This window comes from Intestinimonas massiliensis (ex Afouda et al. 2020) (assembly GCF_900626285.1).
Lineage (GTDB): Bacteria > Bacillota > Clostridia > Oscillospirales > Oscillospiraceae > Flavonifractor > Flavonifractor massiliensis_A.
In genome coordinates this window covers 2,250,257-2,268,993 of record NZ_LR131147.1, presented here as the reverse complement: position 1 = coordinate 2,268,993, position 18,737 = coordinate 2,250,257, and the positions used below count along the sequence as shown (strand labels likewise).

Here is an 18,737-nt window from a genome sequence, read left to right as displayed (position 1 = left end):
ATGGCTGTCGAACGCGGCCTGGGCCGGGGCCTGGGCGCTCTGCTGGGGGACGCCGCCCTCCAGTCCCAGGAGGGGGGCTCCCTCTCCCTGCCCATCTCCCAGGTGGAGCCGGGCCTGAAACAGCCCCGGAAACGCTTTGAGGAGGAGGCCCTCCAGGACCTGGCGGATTCCATCCGCACCCACGGCATCATCCAGCCGCTGACGGTGCGGCGGCTGTCCTCCGGCTACTATCAGATCATCGCAGGAGAGCGGCGGTGGCGGGCCGCCAAGCTGGCCGGCCTCACCGAGGTGCCCGCTGTCATCATTGAGGCCGACGACCGGAAGGTCATGGAGCTGGGCCTCATCGAAAACCTCCAGCGGGAGGACCTGAACCCCATTGAAGAGGCCAACGGATATAAGGTTCTGGTGGAGGAGTATGGCCTCACCCAGGAGGAGGTGGCCCAGCGGGTGGGCAAGTCCCGTCCCGCCGTGGCCAACGCCCTGCGGCTGCTGGCTCTTCCCGATCCGGTGTGTCAGCTGCTGGAGGAGGGCAAGCTGTCCGCCGGACACGCCCGGGCCATCCTGTCCATCCCCAACGGAGGGCTGCAGATGCAGCTGGCCAAGAAGATGGTGGAGGACGGCCTCAGCGTCCGCCAGACCGAAGCCCTGGCCAAGCGGCTGTCTGCCGGAGAAAAGGAGGTCCCCTCCCCTGCTTCCGCCGGCCCCGACTTATCTATTTATTATAAGGAAGCGGAAAAATCCCTGGCCACCCGGTTTGGCCGGAAGGTCCATATCGTCAACGGCAAGAAAAAGGGCAAGATCGAGTTGGAGTACTACGACCCCGACGATCTCAACGCCCTGCTGGAGCTGCTGGAGCAGCTTCCCGGGAAGGGAGGTCAGACGCTTTGAGCACGCCCAAGGAACACAAACCGGAGGACAGCCTCCAGCATGCCGCCGAGCATGAAAAGCCCACCAAGCGCAATCCGGTGCTGTTCTACCTGATGATTCTCTTTGCCGCCGCCTTCGTGCTGCTGCTCATGTCCTTCATGATGCAGCACCGGGCCAATCAGGAGGCCATGAACAACCTGCAGGAGACCTCCAACTCCGCGGTGGAATCCCTGGAGAACAAGCTGAAGGAGAACGATGAACTGAAAGCCCAGGTGGAGGAGCTGCAGGAAGAGAATGAACAGCTCACCGCCCAGGTGGAGGAACAGAGCGCCCTGTCCCAGCAGGAGCAGGAGGATCTGCAGGCCGTCCTTCAGGCCCTGTCCGATCTGAACACCCTGCGGGGCCTGTACAACCAGGGCCGGTACAGCGACGCCCGGGACTTCCTGGCCCACCAGGAGCTGACCGCCGACAACACCTATGTCACTGAGGAGAAGCTGGCTCTGTACAACGAGCAGTACGCCGATCCCGCTGACCTGGAGATCTACAACCCCCTGGAGGCCTGGCAGCAGCTGGTGTCCTGGCTGGGCTGAACATAACAACGCTATTTCCTGTGTCTTTTCTGTTTCACGTGGAACAATCAAAATTTTGAGGTGAATCAACCATGCTGGATATTCGTTTTGTTCGGGAGAATCCCGACGCCGTCAAGGAAAACATCAAAAAGAAGTTTCAGGACCAGAAGCTGCCCCTGGTAGACGAGGTGCTGGAGCTGGACAGCCAGAACCGTGCCGCCATCGCCGAGGCCCAGGAACTGCGCACCCAGCGCAACGCCCTGTCCAAGCAGGTGGGCATGCTGATGGGTCAGGCCAAGAAGGACCCCTCCAAGCTGGCTGAGGCCGAGGAGGCCAAGGCCAAGGTGAAGGCCAACGCCGACCGGCTGGCCGAGCTGGAGGCCCAGGAGGATGAACTGGCCCAGAAGATCCGCCACATCATGCTCCAGATCCCCAACATCATTGACCCCTCCGTGCCCATTGGCCCCGATGATTCCTGCAATGTGGAGGTCCAGCGGTTCGGCGAGCCCGTGGTGCCCGACTTTGAGATCCCCTATCACACTCAGATCATGGAGTCCTTTGACGGCATCGACATGGACGCCGCCGGCCGGGTGTCCGGCAACGGCTTCTACTACCTGATGGGCGACATCGCCCGGCTCCACGAGGCGGTGCTGGCCTACGCCCGTGACTTTATGATCAACAAGGGCTTCACCTTCTGCGTGCCCCCCTTCATGATCCACGGCAACGTGGTGGAGGGCGTCATGTCCCAGACCGAGATGGACGCCATGATGTACAAAATCGAGGGGGAGGACCTGTACCTGATCGGCACCTCCGAGCACTCCATGATCGGCAAGTTCATCGACCAGATCATCCCTGAGGACAAGCTGCCCCAGACCCTCACCTCCTACTCCCCCTGCTTCCGCAAGGAGAAGGGCGCCCACGGCATCGAGGAGCGGGGCGTATACCGCATCCACCAGTTCGAAAAGCAGGAGATGGTGGTGGTGTGCAAGCCCGAGGATTCCATGAAGTGGTATGAGCAGATGTGGCGCTACTCCGTGGAGCTGTTCCGCTCCATGGATATCCCCGTCCGTCAGCTGGAGTGCTGCTCCGGCGACCTGGCCGACCTGAAGGTCAAGTCCTGCGACATCGAGGCCTGGTCTCCCCGCCAGCAGAAGTACTTTGAGGTGTGCTCCTGCTCCAACCTGGGCGACGCCCAGGCCCGCCGCCTGAAGATGCGGGTCAAGGGCGCCGACGGGAAGATGTACCTGCCCCACACCCTGAACAACACCGTGGTGGCGCCTCCCCGGATGCTCATCGCCTTCCTGGAGAACAACCTCCAGGCCGACGGCTCCGTCAAGATCCCCGAAGTCCTGCGTCCCTACATGGGCGGCAAGGAAGTACTGGTACCCAAAAAAGCGTAAGGAGAACCTATGTCTGCAAAAGAGAAAACCACCGGCTTTCTGGCCGAGTTTCGTAAATTCGTGGCCAGGGGCAATGTGATGGATCTGGCTGTGGGCGTCATCATCGGCGGCGCCTTCCAGTCCATTGTCAACTCCCTGGTCAACGACGTGATCAATCCCCTGCTGGGCATGCTGACGGGAGACAGCGAATCTCTGGCCGCCTCCCTCACCTTCCAGCTTCCCGGCGGCGGCCAGCTGATGCTGGGCAGCTTTATCAACGCCGTCATCAACTTCTTCATCATGGCCTTTGTCATCTTCCTGCTGGTGAAGGGCATCAATGCCTTCCACCGGAAAAAGGAGGCCCCCAAGGCCGCCCAGCCCCCCAAGCCCTCGGCGGAGGAAGTGCTGCTCACCGAGATCCGGGATCTGCTGAAGGAGGACCGCCATGAGTGACCGGCCTGAGGACAACAGGCCCCAGGAGGAGGAGCGGGAGCCCTATACCCCCGCCTCCCCCATCAAGCGCATCCTGGCCTGGGTGGGCATCGTATACATGGTATGCCTGATCTTCCTCAACCTGTACCCCTTCTTCAACCAGGGCGCCTACCTGACCGGAGTGGCTCCCCTGTTTGCCTGCCCGGGTATTGCCGGTCTGCTGGCCATCGCTCTGTGGACCCTGCGCCAGCCGGATGAAACCTATTCCAAAAAAGCCTCCATGGGGGTGCTGGCCCTGGTATGCGTGGTGGGCCTGGTGGTCAGCCTGGTGCTGGGCATCCCTCCCCTGCTGGCCAATTTTAGCTGAGGATGTAATAATGGCAATCTACACCCGTTTTGCCTGACTGAGAAAGGGAGGTAACACGATGAGACGACTGCTTGCATTGCTTGTGACCGGTTCCCTGCTCCTGACCCCCGCGCTGGCTGCCGGGACCGATCAGGAGGACCTCTTCCCCGCCGTGCGGGAACCCGCCTCCTTTACCGATGTGGCTGACGGCAGCTGGTATACCGACGCCGTTGCCCTGTGCTATGAGACCGGCCTGATCAACGGCACCGGAGAGGGAAAGTTCTCCCCCGACGCCACTGTCACCATCGGGGAAGCCGCCACCCTGGCCGCACGCATCCACCACATTCTCAATGGCGGCAGCGGCGATCTGCCCCACGCCCCGGCGGACTGGGGCCAGGTGACCCTCACCCGGTCGGACGGATCCACCTTCGCCTTTGACAACAACATCTCCACCGGCTACTGGGTGGACGGCCGCAACATCCAGTACCTCTATTTCAATGCCGACCAGAGCTGGCAGGCATTTGACGGCCAGCCGATCACCCTGAACCTCAACGGCACCGACTACACCGGCACCACCACCTGGATGATCTGGAACAGCACCCCCTCCCTCCGCTTCCAGCTCAGCGATCCCAACCAGTACGACGACGCCTACTATGAAGACCTGTGGACGGCCACCCGGCGGCCTTCCACCGATCTGTGGTACCGGGACACCGTCTGGTACCTGGAGACCGTCCTTGGAGCCGACCTTTACCAAATGGGCTACATGGGCCAGACAGCCACCCGGCTGGACTTCGTCCGGCTGCTGGGGCTGGTGTCCGGCGATCTGCTGGAGCCCATCAACGACATTACCGACGTGCCCGACTGCGAGGGTGAGGTGGAGGAGACGGTGCTGCCCTTCTATCAGGCCGGGATCCTGGCCGGCGTAGACGACCACGGCACGTTCGATCCCAACGGGACCCTGAGCCGCGGGGAGCTGGCCACCATGGCGGCCCGCCTCATCCGGCCGGAGCTGCGCCAGGAAATCACCGTAAAACCCTGACCGGCTTTTCCTCCGGAAACAGTCTCTGAAAAGGAGCCAAACCCATGCCCGACGAAAAACCTATCGACTTCCTGCCTCAGCTCCCCCGGCTGCAGCAGGGGCTGGACGCCCTGGGTATCCACACCCCAAACGGCGCCGAACAATTGGCAGAATATGGGCGTCTGCTACTGGAGCAGAACCAGGTGATGAACCTGACCGCCATCACCGACCCCGACCAGGTGGTGGACCTCCACTTCCTGGACTCCGCCGCCCTGCTCACCATCGGGGAGGATTTCCACCATAAAACCCTCATTGATGTGGGCACCGGCGCCGGCTTCCCCGGTCTGCCCCTGAAGATCCTGGAGCCCTCCCTGGACCTCACCCTGCTGGACAGTCTGGGCAAGCGGGTGACCTGGTTAAGCTCCGTCTGTGAAGTGCTTTCGCTTGACAATGTGACCTGCCTCCACGCCAGAGCGGAGGAGCAGGCCCTGAAGAGCGGCTTCCGGGACAGCTTCGACTTTGCCGTGTCCCGGGCGGTGGCCTCCCTGGAGCTTCTGGCCGAGCTGTGCTTACCTTATGTAAAGGTAGGGGGCAGATTCCTGGCCATGAAGAGCGTGGACAGCGGAGCGGAGACCGAGGAGGCCGCCCGGGCCATCTCCAAGCTGGGGGGCCGTCTCCTCCCCCGGGTGGACTACACCATTCCGGGCACAGAGGTCACCCATCGGGTGGTGGTGGTGGAAAAAGTGGCTCCCACCCCCAAGGGCTACCCCCGCCGTTGGGCGAAAATGCAGAAAGTGCCCATATAGCGGGAATTTTTATCGCACTTTGCACAAAAAATGATTGATTCTATTGTGAAACCATGATATGGTATTGATAGTTGAAACGGAGTGTGCCTATGTCCACTGCAATCGTCATCACCTCCGGTAAGGGCGGCACGGGCAAGACCTCCCTCACCGCCGGCATGGGTTCCTGCCTGGCGGCCCTGGGGAAAAAGGTGCTGTGCATCGATATGGATATCGGTCTGCGGAACCTGGACCTGAGCCTGGGGCTCAGCGACCGGGCGCTGATGGATTTTACCGATGTGCTGTGCGGACGCTGCCCTCTGGAGAAGGCGGCGGTGCCCCACCCGGTGATCCAGGGTCTGAGCCTGATCACCGCGCCGGTGACCCTGCCGGCCGAGCCCCTGAGCGAGCACGCCATGCGGGACCTGATCCGGCAGGCCAAAGGACAGTATGACTTTATTCTGATGGATTCCCCGGCGGGACTGGGAGAGGGGTTCCGGCTGGCCTGCTGCGGCGCCGACCGGGCCATCGTGGTATCCACCACCGATTCCTCCGCTCTGCGGGACGCCCAGCGGACGGTTACCCTGCTGCGGGGCACGGTTCCCCGGATCCATCTGGTGGTCAACCGGGTACAGCCCAAGCTGCTGCGCCGCCTGCACACCACCATCGACGACGCCATGGACGCCGCCGGTCTGCCTTTGCTGGGCATCGTGCCGGAGGATCCCCAGGTGATGCTGTGCGCCAACCGGGAACAGCCGCTGATCCTGTACGCCAACCGGGGCGCAGCCACAGCCTATCTGAACATCGCCAAACGCCTGCTGGGGCAGAAAACGCCCCTCATGCGGATCCGATAATACTTATTCTTACTATGGAAAAGAGAGGATGAATTTATGAACATCGCGTTGATGAGCCATGATCGAAAGAAAGAGCTGATGGTCCAGTTCTGTATCGCCTACTGCGGCATTTTATCCAAGCACACGATCTGTGCCACCAACACGACGGGTCGTCTGGTAGCGGAGGCCACAGGCCTGCCGGTGCAGCTCTTCCTCTCCCACGAGCACGGAGGCAGCCAGCAGATCGGCGCCCGCATCGCTTACAATGAGATCGACATGGTGCTGTTTTTCTCCGACCCCCAGTCCAACGACCTGGACGCGGACCTGCAGTACATCACCCGCCTGTGCGACCAGAACAACGTACCCTACGCCACCAACGTGGCCACCGCCGAGATCCTGATCCACGGCCTGGAGCGGGGCGACCTGGACTGGCGCGATATCGTCAACCCGAAAACCAAGCCCTTTACCGCCTGATTTTTCGGAAATTCATTGACATTTGGCCGTTTTTGGCATACGATTGCTAGCGGACTACCGCCCACACAGCGAAAGCAGGCGCTTTCGTCCCGTGACAAGGGACGGGAGCGCCTTTTTTACTTTCTTAATAAAGGAGCGTTACTATGGCTCAGGTAAAACCCCGCACCCTCTCCGGCTTCATGGAGCTGCTGCCCGCCCGGCAGGTGCAGTTCGACCGGATGGTGGATATTCTGCGCAAAAGCTATTCCCTCTACGGCTTCACCCCCCTGGACACCCCCGCGGTGGAGGCGTCCGAAGTGCTGCTGGCCAAGGGCGGCGGCGAGACCGAGAAACAGATCTACCGTTTCCAGAAGGGGGACACCGACCTGGCCCTGCGGTTTGACCTGACGGTTCCCCTGGCCAAGTATGTGGCCCTCCATCAGAATGAGCTCACCTTCCCCTTCCGGCGGTTCCAGATCGCCAAGGTCTACCGGGGCGAGCGCGCCCAGAAGGGCCGTTACCGGGAGTTCTACCAGGCGGACATCGACGTCATCGGCGACGGCGCCCTGGACATCATCAACGAGGCGGAGATCCCCTCCATCATCTACAAGACCTTCACCGCCCTGGGCCTGAACCGGTTCAAGATCCGGGTGAACAACCGGAAAGTCCTCAACGGCCTGTTCGCCATCCTGGGCCTGGAGGAGCAGGCCGGCGACGTGATGCGCACCATCGACAAGCTGGAGAAGATCGGCGCCGAGAAGGTAAAGGCCATCCTGGTGGACGATTTCAACGTGCCCGCTGAGGCTGCGGATTCCCTGCTGGCCCTGCTGGCGGCCGACGACCCCATGGCCGCCCTGGAGCCCTTCAAGGGCAGGAACGAGCTCTTCGACCAGGGCGTCAGCGAGCTGACCACCGTGGTGAACTACCTGTCCGCCTTCGGCGTGCCCGAGGACCACTTTATGGTGGACCTCACCATCGCCCGGGGCCTGGACTACTACACCGGCACCGTGTACGAGACCGTCATGCTGGACCACCCGGAGGTGGGCTCCATCTGCTCCGGCGGCCGGTATGATAACTTAGCGGAATATTATACTGATAAACAACTCCCCGGAGTTGGAATTTCCATCGGCCTCACCCGTCTGTTCTCCGTGCTGGAGGCCCAGGGCTACCTGAACGACAACCTGGTCACCGCCCCGGCGGACGTACTCATTCTGCCCATGACGGCGGATCTGGCCCCCGCCATCTCCTTCGCCACCGCCCTGCGGGAGGCGGGGGTGCGGGCCCAGCTCCACTGCGAGAAGAAGAAGTTCAAGCAAAAACTGTCCTACGCCGACAAGCTGGCCATCCCCTACGCCGCCTTCCTGGGCGAGGACGAGATCGCCCAGGGCAAGGTGACGGTGAAGGACCTGACCACCGGGGAACAGAACACCCTCATCCCGGCGGAGGCCGTGGCCCTGGTGCAGGCCGGGCTGGCCGGCCGGGCGGCCGGCACCCCCATTACCGAGCCCCAGGTTTAATGGAACTTTCCCCCTCCCCTGCCGTCTAAAGATCACCATTACTGCTAGGAGGAACGTTCCATGAAAAAACTGGCCGCTCTCATGCTCGCCGCCGCCCTGACGGTGGGCTCCGCCGCCGCCGTCACCCCCCAGGAGGCTTTCCCCGACAAGAACACCTACCCTGGCTACTCCGACGTAGCCGCCACCGCCTGGTACGCCGACGCCGCCCAGGTGTGCTATGAGGTGGGGCTTATCACCGGCACCGACGCCGGCTTCGCCCCCGACAAGATCCTCACCGTGGGCGAGGTGGCCGCCATCGCCGCCCGGATGAACGAGGCCATCACCGGGGAGGCTATCCCCATGGCTACCCCCGCCGCCGGAGAGACCCTGCCCTGGTACTTCTCCTACGTGACCTACCTGGAAAAGCTGGGCATCGACGTGCCCGACCCGGAGAAGGCCGCCACCCGGCTGGAGCTGCTTACCCTCATGGGGGGCGTGATTCCGGCGGACATGCTCTCCCCCATCAACAGTATCACCACCCTGCCCGACACCGACGACGCCACCGTGCTCCGCTTCTACAACGCGGGCATCCTCACCGGCGTGGACGGCTGGGGCACCTTCGCTCCGGACAGGAGCCTGACCCGGGCGGAGACCGCCGCTCTGGTGGCCCGGGTGGCCCGGCCCCAGCTGCGGGAGACCTTCACCCCCGCCGACTACACCATGTTTACCGCCGCTTACCTTAAACCTTCTGACGTGCTGTTCACCAACGGCACCACCGCCGGGCAGTACCTGCCCTACGTTCAGGGGCTCATTGACGGCCTGGAGGCCGACTGCGCCGCCCAGGGCATGGAGTTCAACTGGTTCAACACCGTGGACGGCGTGGCGTTCCTGGACTACGTGAAGGATACCGCCCTGGACCACTTCGGGGTCACCAAGAAGGACGGCACCGCCCTGTATCAGAGCTTTGACGTACAGGTGTATTACAGCCGGTACCTGGATCTGAAGGGCAATTTCTGATTTCAATTTGTTATATCTCATGCTTTAATTACGATTTGGAGTTGATTTTTCATGGACAACGTGCGTACCCACTACCGCACCCACTCCTGTGGGGAGCTCCGGATGGAGCATGTGGGCCAGACCGTCACCCTGGCGGGCTTCCTGGAGAACTTCCGGGAAGTGGGCGCCAACCTTGGCTTCCTGGTGCTGCGGGACTTCTACGGCACCACCCAGGTGGTGGCTGAGACTGAGGAGATGGTCAAGGCCATTAAAGCCCTGAACAAGGAGTCCGCCATTTCCGTCACCGGCGTGGTGCGGGAGCGGGACAGCAAGAACCCCAAGCTGCCCACCGGCGACATCGAGGTGGTGCCCGAGAAGATCGAGGTGCTGGGCCGCTGCCGCCACAACGAGCTGCCCTTCCAGATCAACCGCAGCCGGGAGGCCGACGAGACCCAGCGGCTGAAGTACCGCTACCTGGACCTGCGCAACCCGGCGGTGAAGAACAACATCATCCTCCGCTCCCAGGTGGTGGCCGCCCTGCGGGCCTCCATGATCGACCACGGCTTCATGGAGATCACCACCCCCATCCTGACCGCCTCCTCCCCCGAGGGCGCCCGGGACTATCTGGTGCCCAGCCGGAAGCACCCCGGCAAGTTCTACGCCCTGCCCCAGGCGCCCCAGCAGTTCAAGCAGCTGCTGATGGCCTCCGGCTTCGACAAGTACTTCCAGATCGCCCCCTGCTTCCGGGACGAGGACGCCCGGGGCGACCGCTCCCCCGGCGAGTTCTACCAGCTGGACATGGAGATGGCCTTTGCCGGTCAGGAGGACGTGTTCGCCGTGCTGGAGGACGTGCTGCCCCCCATCTTCGCCAAGTTCGGCACCTACAACGTGGCCTCTGAGGCCCCCTTCCAGCGGATCTCCTACCTGGATGCCATGGACAAGTACGGCTCCGACAAGCCCGACCTGCGCATCGACCTGGTGGTGCAGGACGCCACCGAGGTGCTGGCGGGCTGCGGCTTCGGTCCCTTTGAGGGCAACACCGTCAAGGCCGTGGTGGTCACCGGCTTTGAGGGCACCCGCAAGCAGATCGACAAGCTGTGCGCCGACGTGGAGGTCCAGGCGGGCGAGAAGGCCTACTGGTTCCGCTACGACGAGAACGGCGAGATCGTGGGCGGCATTGCCAAGTTCGTCCAGCCCATCAAGGACGCCGTTGTACAGGCTCTGGGTCTGGAGAAGGGCTGCTTCGTGGGCCTGACCGCCGGCAAGCTGCTGGCTGCCCAGAAGACCGCCGGCGTGCTGCGCACCAAGCTGGGCAATTTCTGCCCCAACCACATGGACAAGGAGCGGTACGAGTTCTGCTGGATCGTGGACTTCCCCATGTACGAGATCGGCGAGGAGTCCGGTGAGCTGGAGTTCTGCCACAACCCCTTCTCCATGCCCAACGGCGGCCTAGAGATCCTGAAGAAAGCTGCTGCCGGCGAGGTGGACCCTCTGTCCATCACCGCCTTCCAGTACGACCTGGTGTGCAACGGCGTGGAGCTGTCCTCCGGCGCCGTGCGGAACCACGACCCCGAGATCATGATCGAGGCCTTCCAGCTGGTTCGGCTGGGTGAGGACGACGTGAAGGCCAAGTTCCCCGCCATGTACAACGCCTTCACCTACGGCGCGCCCCCCCACGCCGGCATCGCCCCCGGCGTGGACCGGATGGTCATGCTGCTGGCCGGGGAGGATTCCATCCGGGAGATCATCCCCTTCCCCATGAACAAGAACGCCCAGGACCTGATGATGGGCGCTCCCAGCTTCGTCACCCAGCAGCAGCTGGACGAGCTGAACATCGTGTGCACCAAGAAGGAAGAAGACGAATAAGTTTTCTGCCGGCGGAGCCAAATGGCTCCGCCGGTTTTTTTACCTGGGAAAATTGTACCGCACCCTCCATTGACTTCCCTTCCTTCCTGTTCTATACTTTTAGTTGTCTAATATTTCGCGCTGCGAAGGAAGAAAGGAAGATGCACATGAAGCAAACGACCAAGCGTATGGCAGCGGCCGGTCTGGCGCTCTGTCTGACCCTCTCCCTGCTCCCCGGGGCCCTGGCCGCCGGGGACGAGTCTCCGGAGCGGGGCGTACTGACCTACAGCGAATTCATTTCCCCCAAGTATGAGGACGCCGGCTCCTTCAACGAGGGCCTGGCGGCGGTGAAGCAGAACGGCAAGTGGGGCTACATCGACGAGACCGGCAAGACCGTGATCCCCTTCCAGTACGATCTGGCCCTGGCGTTCAATGAGGGCAAGGCGGTGGTGGCCACTCTGACCACCGAGGGCGAGGGTGAATACGCCTATGAGGCGTACAAGCTGGGCTTTGTGGACCGCAGCGGCAGCTATACCCCCCTGCGCTATTCCTTCGGCGACCAGGAGCAGGTCACCGCGTATCCGGAGGATCTGGATGCGGACAGCCTGGTGTTCTTCCACAACGGCCTGCTCTTCCTGGACCTGGGCTATGACAGCTCCATGTTCGGCACCGACGGTCTGTCCCTGGACACCGACCTCTACCCCACCGGCCCTCTGAACGAGGGTCTGATCCCCGGCTGGGACTACGGCATGGGCTACCCGGGCTACATGGACGCCCAGGGCAACACCGTGAAGCTGTTTGACGAGTACGAATACTTCGGCCCCCAGACCACCGACGAGTGGGGCAGCACGGTGCAGGACTTCCGCTATATCTCCAACACCCTGCCCTTCAACCAGGGCCTGGCTCCGGTGTGGCAGGCCACGGCGGACGCCTCTGAATATACCGAGACCTACAAGCTGGGCTTTATGGATACCAGCTTCAACTGGGTCATCCAGCCCCAGTACACCGCCTACTACTACTCCGGCGTCAACGCCACCTACCGGCTCTTCGGCGACACCGGTCTGGCCATGGTGCAGAAGGACGGCAAGTACGGCGCCGTCAACAAGTCCAATCAGACCGTCATCCCCTTCCAGTACGATGAGCTGTGGCCCATGAACGAGGGTCTCATCGTCTTTAAGCAGAACGGCAAGTACGGCTATCTGGACGAGACGGGCGCGGTGGTCATTCCCGCCCAGTATGCCAACGCCTCCGGCTTCAACATGGGCATGGCGGTGGCCTACGACGGCACCAAGGCCTTCCTGATCGACCGCACCGGCAAGGACATTGAGGGCGCCGACAAGCTGGATCCCTCCGTCTACTTCCTGGTGCAGCCCGACGGCACCCAGGTGGTCTACCAGCCTGACGAGTACGTGGTCATCCAGGAGAACGGCAAGTACGGCTACGGCCACATCGAGTATCTGCCTCCCCTGCCCGCCCAGAGTGAGATGGATTCCTGGGCCTACGCCGAGGTCACCGCCGCCATCGAGGAGAACCTGGTGCCCACCTATCTGCAGAACCTGTACCTGAACAACATCAACCGGGACGAGTTCTGTGACCTGACCATCCAGGCCCTGGAGGAAGTGCTGGACCAGGACATCGAGGACATCGTGCTGAAGCAGACCGGCAAGGACCTGTACGCCTGGATCGATGAGTACCCCTTCAAGGACACCACCAACTCCAACGCCATCGCCGCCTACGCTCTGGGCATTGTCTCCGGCCGGGGCAACGGCGTGTTTGACCCCTACGCCACCATCACCCGTCAGGAGGCCGCCGCCTTCCTGATGCGCTCGGCCAAGGTACTGGGCATGGACACCAGCAAGGTGGAGAGCGCCAGCTTCGCCGACGGCGACAAGGTGGGCGTATGGTTCACCGACGCGGTGAACTTCGTCTATCAGATCAACGTCATGAGCGGCACCGGCAGCAACAACTTCTCCCCCCTGGGCACCTACACCCGTGAGCAGTCCTACATTGCCATCTACCGCCTGTTCCAGGCTGTAATGGAGCTGAATGAGGCTTGACGCCGGAAGCACGTATAAAGGAAAGACCTGCCGCACGATCGCGGCAGGTCTTTTTTGTCATTCCTCGTCCAGCTTGAGCACGGCCATGAAGGCCTCGGTGGGAATCTGGACCGTACCCAGAGAGCGCATCTTCTTCTTGCCCTCTTTCTGCTTCTCCAGCAGCTTCTTCTTCCGGGTGATGTCGCCGCCGTAGCACTTGGCCAGCACGTCCTTCCGCATGGCCTTGACGGTTTCCCGGGCAATGATCTTGCCGCCGATGGCGGCCTGCACCGGCACCTCAAAGAGCTGGCGGGGGATGTTCTCCTTCAGCTTCTCGCACAGCCGCCGGGCCCGGGGGTAGGCCTTGTCCTTGTGGGCGATGAAGGACAGGGCGTCCACCTGGTCGCCGTTGAGCAGCAGGTCCACCTTCACCAGCTCGGAGGGCTCGTACTTGTCCATCTCGTAGTCCAGGGAGGCGTAGCCCTTGGTGCGGGCCTTCAGAGTGTCGAAGAAGTCGTAAATGATCTCCCCCAACGGCATGGAGTAGTGGAGCTCCACCAGATTGGTGTCCAGGTACTGCATGTCCTTGTACTCCCCCCGCCGCTCCTGGCACATGGGCATGATGTTGCCCACATAGTCGGGGGGCGTGACGATGGACACCTTGGCGTAGGGCTCCTCCGCCGTGGCGATCACCGCCGGATCGGGGTAGTTGTGGGGGTTATCCACCATGACCACCGAGCCGTCGGTCTTGGTGATGCGGTAGATCACCGAGGGCAGGGTGGTGATCAGGTCCAGGTCGAACTCCCGCTCCAACCGCTCCTGGATGATCTCCATATGGAGCATCCCCAAGAAGCCGCACCGGAAGCCGAAGCCCAGGGCGGCAGAGGATTCCGGCTCAAAGGACAGAGAGGCGTCGTTGAGCTGCAGCTTCTCCAGGGCGTCCCGCAGGTCGGGATACTTGGAGCCGTCCTCGGTGTAGATGCCGCAGTACACCATGGGCCGGGCGGGCCGGTAGCCGGGCAGCGGCTCGTCAGCGGGTTTGTCCGCCCCGGTGATGGTGTCGCCCACCTGGGTGTCCTTCACGTTCTTGATGGAGGCAGTAAAGTAGCCCACCTCCCCGGCGATGAGCTCGTCGCAGGGCTCCATGCCCAGGGGCAGCAGGTGGCCGCACTCCAGCACCTGATAGGTGGCGCCGGAGGCCATCAGCTTCACGTTCATGCCGGTTTTGATGGTGCCCTCCATCACCCGGAAGTAGACGATGACCCCCCGGTAGGCGTCGTACTGGCTGTCGAAGATCAGGGCCTTCAGGGGGGCCTTGGGGTCTCCCTTGGGGGCGGGGATGTTCTTCACAATGTCCTCCAGCACGGCGGGGATATTGATGCCCACCTTGGCGGAGATCTCGGGGGCGTCCTGGGCGGGAATGCCGATGACGTTCTCGATCTCGTCCTTCACCCGCTGGGGATCGGCGGCAGGCAGGTCGATCTTGTTGACGACGGGCAGGATCTCCAGGTCGTGCTCCATGGCCAGGTAGGTGTTGGCCAGGGTCTGGGCCTCGATGCCCTGGGCGGCGTCCACCACCAGCACCGCACCCTCGCAGGCGGCCAGGGACCGGGACACCTCATAGTTGAAGTCCACGTGGCCCGGGGTGTCGATCAGGTTGAGCTCATAGGTGGAGCCGTCGGCGGCCTGGTAATTCAGCTTGACTGCCCGGGCCTTGATGGTAATGCCCCGCTCCCGCTCCAGGTCCATGTTGTCCAGCAGCTGGGACTCCATCTCCCGGGCGGTAACGGCGTTGCACTGCTCGATCAGCCGGTCAGACAGGGTAGACTTTCCGTGGTCAATATGGGCAATGATTGAAAAATTACGGATCTTACTTTGATCGGTCATAGACAAAAACCTCCGATAGGGGGGATAAACCAAATCAAAGCCCAGCGAAGCGGGTTTGATTTGGAAAGGACGAGCAGCGGAGTGAGCGAGCTTTCTCCGTCAGGGGGAAGCGAGGGATACGGAGCTTGCGAGGACGCGATCGGTCATAGATAAAAAACCTCCGAGGCTCGTCTGGTCTCAGTTCTTTTCCTTCCGGGCTCTCCCCCGGCAGTTCACCCGCTCCCCGGTGGTGTGAATGATCTGGAGCAGGGACTGGTACAACCCGGGGTAGTTCTCCATCAGGGCATCGTTGTTCATGGGGGGGAAGGTCCCCTTCTCCTTGGCGTGGCAGGCCAGGGCGTCCACATACTCCGACTCGGTGCAGATCATGTCGGCAAAGGGGATGCCCGCCATGAACTGCCGGGCGGGGACGGAGAAGAAGTCCTCATTCTGGGTGCCGTCCGCCCGGTACAGGTGGCGGAACAGCTTGTAGATGGCGGTGCCCAGGTAGTCGGCGGCGGCGTTGATGGCCTCCTTCTTCCCGGTCTTGCCCAACAGGTCGAAAAGTACGCCGATGGAGTTCACCAGCAGCTTCTTGTTCAGGGTGGCCAGGATGGAGCCGTGGAGCACGTTGTCCTTCTCGGCGGAGTAGTCGTACAGCTCCTCGGCGGCGATGGTGGTGCCGTCCCGGCTCAGGGTGCGGCCCAGCAGGAAGTCCGCCGACACATTATAGTAATTGCAGGCCTTGATGACAAAGGCCAGACCCGGTTCACGCACGCCGTTTTCATAGTGAGAGAGCAGCGCCTGGCTGATCCCCAGCTCTTTGGCCGCCGCTCTCTGTGAGATGCCCTTCTCCTGCCGCAGCAGGGACAGGCAGCGGGAAAAATCAGAACTCATAGCACACCTCGTTCAAAAACAGTAGGTATAGTATATATGGGTGAATACAAAAAGTAAAGTGGATTTTTCCACAATCTTATACCTTTTGGCATTGTAGTTTGTAGACTGATGGGTGTATAATACTGGTACCGCCGCATAGACGGCAAATCTGGTTTTGTACTGATTGACGGAGGATGATACCAATGGCCATTCATATGTTCCAGCAGCTCATCGATACTCTGAAGAAGAGCCCCAAGCGCATCGTGTTCACCGAGGGCACCGATGCCCGTATCCTGGAGGCCAGCGCCCGCCTGCTGGCCGGCACCTTCCTGACCCCCATTCTGATCGGCAAGGAGGACGAGGTGAAGGCCGCCGCTGAGGACGCCGGCTTCAACATCCGGGGCGCCGAGATCATTGATCCCGATACCTACCCCGACATGGAGAAGATGGTGGAGACCATGGTGGAGCTCCGCAAGGGCAAGATGACCGCCGACGAGTGCCGTGCCGCTCTGAAGAAGGGCAACTACTTCGGCACCATGCTGGTGAAGATGGGCGTGGCCGACTGCCTGCTGGGCGGCGCTACTTACTCCACCGCCGACACCGTCCGTCCCGCCCTGCAGCTGGTCAAGACCAAGCCGGGCAACAAGATCGTGTCCTCCTGCTTCATCATGGTCCGTGAGGGCGTGGGCGACAACACCGTGCTGGCCATGGGCGACTGTGCCATCAACATCGACCCCACCGAGGACGAGCTGGTGGAGATCGGCCTGGAGTGCGCCAAGTGCGCCAAGATCTTCGGCATCGACCCCAAGGTGGCCTATCTGAGCTACTCCACCCACGGCTCCGGCAAGGGCGACACCGTGGACAAGATGCGCAACGCCTGCGCCAAGGCCAAGGCCGCTGCCCCCGATCTGGCCATCGACGGCGAGATGCAGTTTGACGCCGCCGTCTCCCCCACTGTGGGCCAGCTGAAGTTCCCCGGCTCCCCGGTGGCCGGCTACGCCAACACCTTTATCTTCCCCAACATCAACGCCGGCAACATCGGCTACAAGATCGCCCAGCGTCTGGGCAACTTCGCCGCGTACGGCCCCATCCTGCTGGGCCTGAACGCCCCCATCAACGACCTGTCCCGCGGCTGCAACGCCCAGGAGGTCTACTCCATGGCCATCATCACCGCGGCTCTGGCCTAAGTTTTGCGCAAAACAGGAGCATTCCTTCGGGGGTGCTCCTGTTTTTTATTTCGTCGGCCGACCCACTAGATATCGTATTTCCCTATTCCGCGGCCCCTAAAACCGCCATAATTTGTCTTTTTTGCACGTAAGCCTTGACTTTTCCGTAAAAAGCGTGTATTATACGCCTTGTAACAATTTGTAACCATTCTTACTGATCTGTTACAATCAGCCACCAGGCTGTAACCATACCAACCTTAACAGAACGGGAGGGTATCCCCTTTATGGAATCGATCCTTCATCTTCCCCGCTGGGACGGGTCCAACGTCCAGGCCAGGCTGGGGCAGCTCCGGCAGCGGCTGGAGCTTCTGCAGCGCCGCCTGGACACCGCCACCGCGGGTGAACGGCGGCTTGTCAGTCCGCTGAACTTCTTTGCCGCCGCCGCCGTCATCGGCGTGGCCGCCATCGTGGCCACGGTGTACACCCCCGCCTACGTGGTGGAGCAGAACGGCATCGTGCTGGGCACGGTGTCCGATCCCCAGGTGTTTGAGGACGCGGTGGACCGGGTAGAGGCCCGGGCCTCTGAGATCCTGGGCTATGACTACACCCTGGACAGCGACTTCACCTATGAGTTTGCCCTGACCGAGCCGGAAAACATCACCCCCACCCCTCAGTTTGAGACCTATCTGTTCGACCAGATCGGCGAGGTGATGAAAAACTACGTGCTGACGGTGGACGGCCAGTTCATCGGCGCCGCCCAGGACCGCTCCGTGCTGGACGGGGTGCTGGACCAGGTGAAGGCGGCCTACGTCAATGAAAACACCGTCTCCTCCGAATTCGTGGGCACGGTGTCCATCTCCCATCAGTACACCGCCTCCGACGTGAATCAGGACACCCAGGTGATGCTGGATTCCCTGACCGCCAACACCAACGGCCAGACGGTATATGAGGTACAGAAGGGCGACACCTTCATGCAGATCGCCCTGGACAACGGCATGACGGTCTCCGAGATGGAGGCCCTCAATCCCGACGTGGACATCAACAACATCTACATCGGCCAGCTCCTCAACGTGAAGGAGGAGATCCCCTTCCTGTCGGTCAAGACGGTGGACAACGTGACCTACACCCAGTCCATTGACTGCCCGGTGGTGGAGGTGGAGGACGACACCATGTTCCAGGGCCAGACCAAGGTACTGGACGAGGGCGTCCCCGGTGAGCAGATCATCAACGCCGACATCTCCTACCTGAACGGCGTGGAGCAGGAGCGCACCGTGCTCTCCACCCAGGTCACCCGGGAGGCTACCAACAAGGTCATTGCCGTGGGCACCAAGGTGCGGCCCAGCTGGTACCCCACCGGCACCTACATCTGGCCGGTATACGGTCACATCACCTCTTCCTTCGGCTACCGCTCCGTCTTCGGCTCCTACAGCTATCATGACGGTCTGGATATCGCCACCTCCTACGGCACCACCATCAAGGCCTCCGACGGCGGCACGGTGGTGTGGTCGGGCACCGGCACCGGAAGCTACTGGAGTTTCGGCAAGTATGTGGTCATCGACCACGGCAACGGCGTGCGCACCATCTACGCCCACTGCTCCAGCCTGCTGGTCTCCGCCGGCGACCATGTGTATCAGGGTCAGGCCATCGCCAGGGTGGGTTCCACCGGGCGGTCCACCGGCAACCACTGCCACTTTGAGATGCAGATCAACGGCACGCCGGTCAACCCCCTGTCCTACCTGAACTGAAGCAAATAAAAAACGCGGGAGCGACACCTGTC

17 protein-coding genes are annotated in these 18,737 nt (G+C 62.0%); 15 read left to right on the top strand and 2 right to left on the bottom strand.

Annotated elements, in window-relative coordinates; translation table 11 throughout:
* From E0E41_RS11340 to E0E41_RS11280, 13 genes are all read left to right on the top strand, one after another.
* Nucleotides 1-888, top strand: coding sequence for a ParB/RepB/Spo0J family partition protein (locus E0E41_RS11340; protein WP_130870002.1), 888 nt, complete (start codon nt 1-3; stop codon nt 886-888).
* Nucleotides 885-1,457 (top strand): hypothetical protein, encoded by a 573-nt coding sequence (locus tag E0E41_RS11335; RefSeq protein WP_130870001.1) that lies wholly within the window; start codon nt 885-887, stop codon nt 1,455-1,457. Before E0E41_RS11340 ends, E0E41_RS11335 begins: the two co-directional genes overlap by 4 nt.
* Nucleotides 1,458-1,528: 71 nt before the next feature.
* Entirely contained in the window at nt 1,529-2,836 is a 1,308-nt protein-coding gene (gene serS, locus E0E41_RS11330) for a serine--tRNA ligase (RefSeq protein WP_130870000.1), read from the top strand.
* Nucleotides 2,837-2,845: 9 nt separating this feature from the next.
* Complete coding sequence (mscL, locus tag E0E41_RS11325; protein WP_130869999.1) at nt 2,846-3,268, top strand: large-conductance mechanosensitive channel protein MscL; 423 nt, start codon at nt 2,846-2,848, stop codon at nt 3,266-3,268.
* The gene (locus tag E0E41_RS11320) at nt 3,261-3,614 is read left to right on the top strand and encodes a hypothetical protein (RefSeq protein WP_130869998.1); all 354 of its coding nucleotides are present in this window, start codon (nt 3,261-3,263) and stop codon (nt 3,612-3,614) included. The genes mscL and E0E41_RS11320 overlap by 8 nt, the downstream gene beginning before the upstream one ends.
* Nucleotides 3,615-3,672: 58 nt before the next feature.
* Nucleotides 3,673-4,632 (top strand): S-layer homology domain-containing protein, encoded by a 960-nt coding sequence (locus tag E0E41_RS11315; protein WP_130869997.1) that lies wholly within the window; start codon nt 3,673-3,675, stop codon nt 4,630-4,632.
* A gap of 44 nt (nt 4,633-4,676) precedes the next feature.
* A complete protein-coding gene (gene rsmG, locus E0E41_RS11310) occupies nt 4,677-5,417 on the top strand; it encodes a 16S rRNA (guanine(527)-N(7))-methyltransferase RsmG (protein ID WP_130869996.1) in 741 nt (246 codons plus the stop codon).
* An 89-nt stretch (nt 5,418-5,506) separates the two neighbouring features.
* Nucleotides 5,507-6,247 carry a septum site-determining protein MinD gene (gene minD, locus E0E41_RS11305; RefSeq protein ID WP_130869995.1) on the top strand — a complete coding sequence of 247 codons (741 nt, stop codon included), beginning with the start codon at nt 5,507-5,509 and terminating at the stop codon, nt 6,245-6,247.
* A gap of 36 nt (nt 6,248-6,283) precedes the next feature.
* The gene (locus E0E41_RS11300) at nt 6,284-6,700 is read left to right on the top strand and encodes a methylglyoxal synthase (RefSeq protein ID WP_087341273.1); all 417 of its coding nucleotides are present in this window, start codon (nt 6,284-6,286) and stop codon (nt 6,698-6,700) included.
* Nucleotides 6,701-6,843: 143 nt separating this feature from the next.
* Nucleotides 6,844-8,196: a histidine--tRNA ligase gene (gene hisS / locus E0E41_RS11295; RefSeq protein ID WP_130869994.1), complete on the top strand. Its 1,353-nt coding sequence runs from the start codon at nt 6,844-6,846 to the stop codon at nt 8,194-8,196.
* Between the two features lie 60 nt (nt 8,197-8,256).
* Nucleotides 8,257-9,192, top strand: a complete 936-nt coding sequence (locus E0E41_RS11290; RefSeq protein ID WP_130869993.1) for an S-layer homology domain-containing protein — start codon at nt 8,257-8,259, stop codon at nt 9,190-9,192.
* 51 nt (nt 9,193-9,243) lie between these two features.
* Nucleotides 9,244-11,037 carry an aspartate--tRNA ligase gene (gene aspS / locus E0E41_RS11285; protein ID WP_130869992.1) on the top strand — a complete coding sequence of 598 codons (1,794 nt, stop codon included), beginning with the start codon at nt 9,244-9,246 and terminating at the stop codon, nt 11,035-11,037.
* Between the two features lie 146 nt (nt 11,038-11,183).
* Nucleotides 11,184-13,073, top strand: coding sequence for a WG repeat-containing protein (locus tag E0E41_RS11280; RefSeq protein WP_242623764.1), 1,890 nt, complete (start codon nt 11,184-11,186; stop codon nt 13,071-13,073).
* A gap of 57 nt (nt 13,074-13,130) precedes the next feature.
* Here the strand turns inward: E0E41_RS11280 and lepA are convergent, their stop codons facing one another.
* Together lepA and E0E41_RS11270 are read right to left on the bottom strand one after the other, a co-directional pair.
* Nucleotides 13,131-14,939, bottom strand: coding sequence for a translation elongation factor 4 (lepA, locus tag E0E41_RS11275; RefSeq protein WP_130869990.1), 1,809 nt, complete (start codon nt 14,937-14,939; stop codon nt 13,131-13,133).
* Nucleotides 14,940-15,116: 177 nt separating this feature from the next.
* Nucleotides 15,117-15,815 (bottom strand): helix-turn-helix domain-containing protein, encoded by a 699-nt coding sequence (locus E0E41_RS11270; RefSeq protein ID WP_130869989.1) that lies wholly within the window; start codon nt 15,813-15,815, stop codon nt 15,117-15,119.
* Nucleotides 15,816-15,997: 182 nt separating this feature from the next.
* Between E0E41_RS11270 and pta the strand changes: the two genes are divergently transcribed.
* Together pta and E0E41_RS11260 are read left to right on the top strand one after the other, a co-directional pair.
* Nucleotides 15,998-16,981: a phosphate acetyltransferase gene (pta, locus tag E0E41_RS11265; protein WP_130869988.1), complete on the top strand. Its 984-nt coding sequence runs from the start codon at nt 15,998-16,000 to the stop codon at nt 16,979-16,981.
* 263 nt (nt 16,982-17,244) lie between these two features.
* Nucleotides 17,245-18,705 carry a peptidoglycan DD-metalloendopeptidase family protein gene (locus E0E41_RS11260; RefSeq protein ID WP_130869987.1) on the top strand — a complete coding sequence of 487 codons (1,461 nt, stop codon included), beginning with the start codon at nt 17,245-17,247 and terminating at the stop codon, nt 18,703-18,705.
* Nucleotides 18,706-18,737 lie beyond the last annotated feature (32 nt).